Source organism: Mesorhizobium hawassense (assembly GCF_003289945.1).
Classification (GTDB): Bacteria; Pseudomonadota; Alphaproteobacteria; order Rhizobiales; family Rhizobiaceae; genus Mesorhizobium; species Mesorhizobium hawassense.
The window spans coordinates 56,884-64,508 of the sequence record NZ_QMBP01000026.1 but is presented as its reverse complement, the minus strand read 5'-3'; the positions used below and the strand labels follow the sequence as shown (position 1 = coordinate 64,508).

The following is a 7,625-nucleotide window of genomic DNA, read 5'->3' as shown; positions in this document are numbered from 1 at the left end:
GACGCCGCATCTGACGCTGCACGGTCTGAAGGATGAGTTGGCCGATCGCGGGGTCAAGGTCTCGCACAATGCGGTATGGCAATTCCTGCGCCGCGAGGGGCTGAGCTTCAAAAAAAACGCTGTTCGCCCTTGAACAGGCACGTGCCGATATTGCCCGTCGGCGCCAGCGATGGCGATCCTGGCAGACAGGCCTCGATCCGCAGTGCCTGGTCTTCATCGACGAGACCTGGATCAAGACCAACATGGCTCCGCTGCGCGGCTGGGGGCCGAAAGGCAAGCGGCTGCGCGGCCTGGCTCCGCACGGCCACTGGCGCACGCTGACCTTCCTTGGCGCGCTGCGCTGGGATCGGCTCGCGGCACCTTGCGTCTTCGACGGGCCAATCAACGGCCAATGCTTCCGCGCTTATGTCGAGCAGCAGCTCGTCACTGTGCTAAAGCCGGGCGATATCGTCATCATGGACAATCTTGGAAGCCACAAGTCAGCGGCAGGCAAATGATCAGGGCCGCCGGCGCTAGGCTCTGGTACCTGCCGCCCTACTCCCCGGACCTCAATCCCATCGAGCAGGCCTTCGCCAAGATCAAACACTGGATGCGCCAAGCGCAGAAACGCACCGTCGAGGACACTTGGCGCCACATCGGCCACCTCGTCGAAACAATCGAGACAGCCGAATGCAGCAACTACTTCGCAAACGCGGGATACGCTTCCGTCAAAACGTGAAAGAGTCTAAGCGGCCCGCGCCTCTCGGATCGAGGTCTCCAGAATATCCAGCGCCTCGGTCATGACGCCGTCCTGGATGGTGATCGGCGACAGGAAGCGGATTACGTTGCCGTAGACGCCGCAGGTGAGCAGGATGAGGCCCTTGTCGAGCGCCTTCAGCCTGACCGCATTGGCGAATTCGGCCGACGGCAGGCCCTTCTTCACGTCGTTGAACTCGACCGCATTCATGAAGCCAGGGCCGCGGATGTCGACGATCTCCGGCACGTCGTCGCGGATCGATTCCAGCCGCTGCTTCAGTCGGCTGCCCAGCGCGTTGGCACGGTCGCAGAGCTTTTCCTCGTCGATGACGTCGAGCACGGCGTGCGCGGCGGCGACGCCGATCGGGCTGCCGCCATAGGTGCCGCCGAGGCCGCCGGGGCCGGGCGCATCCATGATCTCGGCGCGACCGGTGACGGCCGACAGCGGGAAGCCGCCGGCAAGGCTCTTGGCCATGGTGGTGAGGTCGGGCGCCACGTCATGATGGTCCATGGCGAACATCTTGCCGGTGCGGGCAAAGCCGGTCTGCACCTCGTCGGCGACGAGCAGGATGCCGTGCTGGTCGCAGATCTTGCGCAATGCGGCCATGAAGTCGCGCGGCGCTTCGTAGAAGCCGCCCTCGCCCTGCACCGGCTCGACGATGATGGCGGCAACGCGGCCCGGATCGACATCGGCCTTGAACAGCCTGTCCAGCGCGGCGAGCGAATCAGCGACCGAAACGCCGTGCAGCGCGACCGGGAACGGCGCATGGAAGACATCGGCGGGCATGGCGCCGAAGCCGACTTTGTAGGGAACGACCTTGCCGGTCAGCGCCATGCCCATGAAGGTGCGACCGTGGAAGCCGCCGGAAAAGGCGATGACGGCTTGGCGGCCGGTGGCATTGCGGGCGATCTTGATGGCGTTTTCCACCGCCTCGGCGCCGGTGGTGACGAAGACGGTCTTCTTGTCGAACTTGCCGGGCAGCATGCCGTTCAGGCGCTCGGCCAGCCGTACATAGCTCTCGTAAGGCACGACCTGGTGGCAGGTGTGGGTGAAGCGGTCGAGCTGCGCCTTGACCGCCTCGATCACCTTCGGATGGCGATGACCGGTGTTGACCACGGCGATGCCGGAAGAGAAGTCGATATAGCGGCGGCCCTCGACATCCCAGATTTCCGAATTCTCGGCGCGATCGGCGTAGATCTGCGTCGTCATGCCGACGCCGCGCGAAATCGACTGGTTCTTGCGTTCGGAAATGGCTGAATTCTTCATCTCGTCCCTCATCGGGCCATCCCTCGTCGAGATTGGGCCCGTTCTCGTTTGATGCCGTTGAAATCCCTTCTGGCCTTATTTCACGTTTTGCTCAAGTCGGCACCATGGTCCAGTCAATTGGGCCTGCCTAAAGGCAATTTCAGGCAGAGTGTGACGCGGTCTTCCATGCGGAATTGCGTCAGGCAGAAAGATAGAAACGATCTTAACCAGCCCGGCGATGCGTGTCTCGGAAATGGTTTCCTTTTCCCGCCGATCGATTAATCTCGCCTCATCCGCGACGTGCCGCCGTCAGGAGCGGCTCCCACCGGTTGAGGGGAACCATGAGCAGGAACGCGACATCGTCCGCCTTGCCGTCTTCGCCGCCCCGCCTTCCTCGTCGTTCAAAAACCGTGTTGCTGCTGGCTTGCGCCGGCGCGGCGCTTTCGACATCCGGCTGCCAGAAACAGCGGGCGGCGGAAACGAAACTGCCGGTTTTGGTGACCACGCAAACGGTCGCGCTCGCCGACTACGCGCCGCGGACCTCGCTGACCGGAGTGATCGCGGCCCGCACACTCAACAATCTGTCGTTCCGCGTCGGCGGCCGCGTCGCCGAACGCATGGTCGATGTCGGCCAGCATGTCGACCAGGGCACGGTGCTGGCACGCATCGATCCGCAGGAACAGCAATCGGATCTGCGTTCGGCGCAGGCCGACCTTGATGCCGCACAAGCGCAGCTCACCCAGGCGGCAGCCACGTATCAACGGCAAAAGACGCTGCTTTCGCAAGGCTTTACGACGAGACGGGATTTCGACACCGCCAATCAGACGCTGAAAGTGGCGCAAGGCAGCGTCGATGCGGCGCAAAGCGCACTCTCCAACGCCAACGAGAACCTTTCCTACACCGAACTGAAGGCGGGCGCCGCCGGCGTCATCACGGCGCGGCAGGTCGAGGCCGGGCAGGTGGTGCAGGCTGCGCAGACGGTGTTCACCATCGCCGAGGATGGGGACCGCGACGCGGTCTTCAACGTGCAAGAGACGCTGGTGGCTCAAACGCCGCCTTCGCCGGCGGTGACGATCACCTTGCTTGGCGACCCGCAAGTCAGGGCAGTCGGCAAGGTGCGTGAGATCTCGCCAGCGGTCGATACCGCGTCGGGGTCGATCCGGGTCAAGATCGGCATACCCGACACGCCTGCCGGCATGCCGCTGGGCGCGGCCGTGATCGGCACGGTCAGCGCCAGATCGGTCAAGGCCATCCTGTTGCCTTGGCAGGCGCTGACCTCGACCGCCGGCAAGCCCGCCGTCTGGATCGTCGACCCTTCGAGCAAAGCTGTCAGCACCGCGCCGGTCGAGGTGCTCGCCTTCGATTCCGGCGTGGTCGTCGTCGACAAGGGTTTGCGGGAAGGCCAGAGCGTGGTCACCGCCGGCGGGCAGTTGCTCAGTCCCGGACAGACGATCGAGGTGGCGGGGGCGAGCCAATGAACCGGTTGCGACACATCGCTCCCCTGCTGATCCTTACCGCGCTTGCCGCCTGCTCGCGTTCGGAAGAGAAGCCGCCGGAGGTCATCCGGCCGGTTCTGTCGATGGTCGTCGAACCGAAGACCGTCGAGACCTTCGGCTTCGCAGGTTCGGTCGAGCCGCAATACAGCGCCGACCTCGCCTTCCGCCTGCTCGGCCGCGTCGTCTCGCGCGACGTCAAGGTCGGCGACCTCGTCACCAAGGGCACGACGATCTCGGCGCTCGACCCGACGGCGCTGGAGCTTGCCGTTCAGGCCTCGAAAGCCGACCTGTCGAACGCGCAGGCGCAGTTCGCCAACGCTGCCGCCAGCGAGGATCGTCAGCGGCAATTGCTTGCCTCGGCCAACACCTCGCAGGCTACATTCGATGCCGCCAAACAAGCGCGGCAGGCCGCGGAAGCCGGTGTCGAGCGCGCCAATGCCGCTTTGGCCAAGTCGCAGGAACAGCTCGGCTATGCCCGGCTGTTCTCCGATTTCGACGGCGTCGTCACCGCTACCGGCGCCGAGGTCGGCCAGACCGTGTCGGCCGGACAGACCGTCGTCACCGTGGCGCGCACCGACCCGCGCGAGGCCGTGGTCGATATTCCCGACCAGTTGATCGGCGACCTCACCGTCGGCACGCCGTTCGAGATCATCCTGCAATCGCTGCCGACCATCAAAACCGACGCCAAGCTGCGCGAGATCGCGCCGCAATCGGAGGGCTCGACGCGCAGCCGCCGCGTGCGGTTGACGCTGGTCAATCCGCCGCCGGCGTTCCGCCTGGGCTCGACGATCACCGCAACGCGCATGACCAAGGTCACGCCGACGATCGAACTGCCGATATCGGCGCTGCTCGAAAAGAACGGTTCGGAAAAGGTCTGGATCGTCGATCCGCAATCCTCCAGCGTGAGCACGCGCGAAATCAAGGTCGCCGCGAAGAACGGCGGCTCTTTCACGGTGGCGGAAGGCCTTCAGGCCGGCATGCGCGTCGTCACCGCCGGCGTCCACAGCCTGAGCGAAGGCCAGAAGGTGAAAGTGCCGGAGGGCGGCGCCTGATGAAGGGCTTCAACCTCTCCGACTGGGCGCTCAGCCACCGCTCCATGGTCTGGTATTTCATGCTGGTCTTCGTGGTGGCCGGCATTTTTTCCTATCTCAATCTCGGCCGCGAGGAAGACCCCGCCTTCACCATCAAGACCATGATCATCCAGGCCAACTGGCCCGGCGCCTCGGTCAAGGAGACGGTGCAGCAGGTGACCGACCGCATCGAGAAGAAGCTCGAGGAGCTCGACAGCCTCGACTACACCAAATCCGTCACCACCGCCGGCCAGACAGTCATCTTCGTCAACCTGAAGGACACCACCAAGGCGCGCGACGTCGTGCCGAACTGGCTTCAGGTGCGCAACATGGTCAACGACATCAAGGCGCAGTTTCCGCAAGGCGTGCAGGGTCCGTTCTTCAACGACCGCTTCGGCGACGTCTACGGCAACATCTACGCCTTCACCGCCGACGGGCTGACGCCGCGCCAATTGCGCGACTATGTCGAGGATGTCCGCACCAAGATCCTGACCGTGCCGAATGCCGGCAAGGTCGATCTGGTCGGCGCCCAGGACGAGGCGATCTATCTCGAGTTCTCGAGCCGGCAGATCGCGGCGCTCGGCCTCAACCAGCAGGCGATCGTCGCCAGCCTGCAGGCGCAGAACGCGATCACGCCCTCCGGCGTCATCCAGTCCGGGCCGGAGCGCATCAGCGTGCGCGTCGGCGGCCAGTTCACCTCCGAGGAGAGCCTGCAGGCCATCAATCTGCGCGTCAACGACCGCTTCTTCCGGCTGAGCGATGTGGCGACGATCCGGCGTGGCTATGTCGATCCGCCGTCGACCCTGTTCCGCTTCAACGGCCAGGATGCCATCGGGCTTGCCATCGGTATGAAGCCCAATGCCAACCTGCTCAAATTCGGCGAGGCGCTGCATGAGGAGATGCAGAAGGTGCTGGCCGACCTGCCGGTCGGTGTCGGCGTGCATCTGGTGGCCGACCAGCCGGTCATCGTCGAAGAGGCGGTGTCGGGCTTCACGCGGGCGCTGTTCGAAGCCGTGGCGATCGTGCTCGCCGTCTCCTTCATCAGCCTCGGCATGCGCGCCGGCTTCGTCGTGGCGCTGTCGATCCCGCTTGTGCTGGCCATCACCTTCACGGTCATGGCCTATCTCGGGATCTCGCTGCAGCGTATTTCGCTCGGCGCGCTGATCATCGCGCTCGGGCTATTGGTCGACGACGCGATGATCGCGGTCGAGATGATGGTGGCGCGGCTGGAGGTCGGCGACAATCTGCGCAAGGCGGCGACCTATGTCTACACCTCGACCGCCTTCCCGATGCTGACCGGCACGCTGGTGACGGTCGCCGGCTTCATCCCGATCGGCCTCAATTCGAGCGCGGCGGGCGAATACACCTTCACGCTGTTCGTCGTCATCGCGGTGTCGCTGCTGGTGTCATGGATCGTGGCGGTGCTATTCGCACCGCTGCTGGGCGTAACAATCCTGCCGGCGACGATGAAGGAGAAGCATCATGACCAGCCTGGACGCTTCACCTCACTTTTCCGGCGCGTGCTTGTCTTGTCAGTGCGCCGGCACTGGCTGACCATTATCGTGACGGTGCTTCTGTTCGCCGCCTCGATCGTCGGCTTCGGGCTCGTGCAGCAGCAGTTCTTCCCGCCATCCGACCGGCCGGAGCTGATCGTCGACTGGAACCTGCCGCAGAACTCCTCGATCACCGAGACGCGCGACCAGATGGAGCGCTTCGAACAGCGGGCGCTGGTCGGCAATCCCGACATCGACCACTTCTCCTCCTATATCGGTCAGGGCGCGGTGCGCTTCGTGCTTGCCTATGACGTGCAGCCGGCCAATCCCTATTTCGGCCAGACGGTGATCGTCACCAAGAGCATCGAGGCGCGCAACCGGGTCAAGCCGGCGCTGGAAAAGCTGCTGCGCGCGGAGTTCGTCGGCACCGACGCCTTCGTCAAGCCGCTGGAGCTTGGGCCACCGGTCGGCCGTCCGGTGCAATATCGCGTCGGCGGCCCCGATATCCAGACGGTGCGCGAGCTGGCGCAGCAATTCGCCGGCCTGATCTCGGCCAATCCGAAGCTGGCGGCGCCGACCTTCGACTGGAACGAGCCGCAGCGGGTGCTGAGGGTCGACGTGCTGCAGGACAAGGCGCGCCAACTCGGCATCACCTCCTCCGACATCGCCAGCGCCCTGAACAGCACGGTCGGCGGCGCGACGATCACGCAAGTGCGCGACGCCACCTATCTGATCAATGTCGTGGCGCGCTCGCGCGAGGCGGACCGCAGCTCGATCTCGACGCTGCAGAACCTGCAATTGCCGACCGGCACCGGCGAGTCGATCCCGTTGGCGGCCATCGCCAACTTCCGCTACGACCTCGAGCAGCCGACGGTCTGGCGGCGCGACCGGATACCGACGATCACCGTGCGCGCCGGCCTGGTCGGCGACGTGCTGCCGGCAACGGTGGTCAACGAACTGAAACCGTCGGTCGACGCTTTCATCGCCAAGCTGCCGCCCGGCTATTCGGTCGAGACTGCGGGCTCGGTCGAGGAAAGCGCCAAGAGCCAGGGACCGATCGCGGCCGTGGTGCCGCTGATGCTGTTCGTCATGGCGACCATCCTGATGGTGCAGTTGCAGAGCTTCCAGCGCCTGTTCCTGGTTGTGGCGGTGGCGCCGCTCGGCCTGATCGGCGTGGTGGCCGCACTGGTGCCCAGCGGCGCGCCGCTCGGCTTCGTCGCCATTCTCGGCGTGCTGGCGCTGATCGGCATCCTGATCCGCAACTCGGTCATCCTGATCGTGCAGATCGAGGACCTCGTCAAAGAAGGCAAGGACCGCTGGGCGGCGGTGATCGAGGCAACCGAGCACCGCATGCGGCCGATCGCGCTGACCGCTGCGGCCGCTAGTCTCGCGCTGATCCCGATCGCGCGCGAGGTGTTCTGGGGGCCGATGGCCTACGCCATGATGGGCGGCATCATCGCCGGCACGGCGATCACGCTGCTGTTCCTGCCGGCGCTTTATGTGACGTGGTTCAGGATCAAGGAGCCGAAGCAGGAAGCAACAGCCGCGTTCGGGGGAACTTAAGGCAGCGAGCCCGAGTTCCTTC

At 64.9% G+C, this 7,625-nt stretch carries 5 protein-coding genes and 1 pseudogene; 4 read left to right on the top strand and 2 right to left on the bottom strand.

The window, feature by feature from the left end; translation table 11 throughout:
• Window positions 1-718: pseudogene (locus DPM33_RS32570) on the top strand (IS630 family transposase); the annotation flags it as partial.
• Window positions 719-724: 6 nt separating this feature from the next.
• Here the strand turns inward: DPM33_RS32570 and DPM33_RS32565 are convergent.
• Window positions 725-2,002, bottom strand: coding sequence for a 4-aminobutyrate--2-oxoglutarate transaminase (locus DPM33_RS32565; protein ID WP_112101471.1), 1,278 nt, complete (start codon window positions 2,000-2,002; stop codon window positions 725-727).
• 268 nt (window positions 2,003-2,270) lie between these two features.
• Window positions 2,271-2,486, bottom strand: coding sequence for a hypothetical protein (locus tag DPM33_RS37205; protein WP_245442589.1), 216 nt, complete (start codon window positions 2,484-2,486; stop codon window positions 2,271-2,273).
• Here DPM33_RS37205 and DPM33_RS32560 point away from each other — a divergent pair.
• Genes DPM33_RS32560 through DPM33_RS32550 form a run of 3 tightly spaced genes read left to right on the top strand, consistent with a single transcriptional unit; the run spans window position 2,479 to window position 7,603 of the window.
• Window positions 2,479-3,459, top strand: a complete 981-nt coding sequence (locus DPM33_RS32560) for an efflux RND transporter periplasmic adaptor subunit (protein ID WP_245442587.1) — start codon at window positions 2,479-2,481, stop codon at window positions 3,457-3,459. The genes DPM33_RS37205 and DPM33_RS32560 overlap by 8 nt on opposite strands.
• Window positions 3,456-4,529 carry an efflux RND transporter periplasmic adaptor subunit gene (locus DPM33_RS32555; protein ID WP_112101464.1) on the top strand — a complete coding sequence of 358 codons (1,074 nt, stop codon included), beginning with the start codon at window positions 3,456-3,458 and terminating at the stop codon, window positions 4,527-4,529. Before DPM33_RS32560 ends, DPM33_RS32555 begins: the two co-directional genes overlap by 4 nt.
• Window positions 4,529-7,603 (top strand): efflux RND transporter permease subunit, encoded by a 3,075-nt coding sequence (locus tag DPM33_RS32550; protein ID WP_112101463.1) that lies wholly within the window; start codon window positions 4,529-4,531, stop codon window positions 7,601-7,603. The genes DPM33_RS32555 and DPM33_RS32550 overlap by 1 nt, the downstream gene beginning before the upstream one ends.
• Window positions 7,604-7,625 lie beyond the last annotated feature (22 nt).

Excerpts from the sequence above, each read along its gene's own strand:
- DPM33_RS32565 (WP_112101471.1), bottom strand. The coding sequence starts at position 2,002 with ATGAAGAATTCAGCCATTTCCGAACGCAAGAACCAGTCGATTTCGCGC.
- DPM33_RS32555 (WP_112101464.1), top strand. The coding sequence starts at position 3,456 with ATGAACCGGTTGCGACACATCGCTCCCCTGCTGATCCTTACCGCGCTT.
- DPM33_RS32550 (WP_112101463.1), top strand. The coding sequence starts at position 4,529 with ATGAAGGGCTTCAACCTCTCCGACTGGGCGCTCAGCCACCGCTCCATG.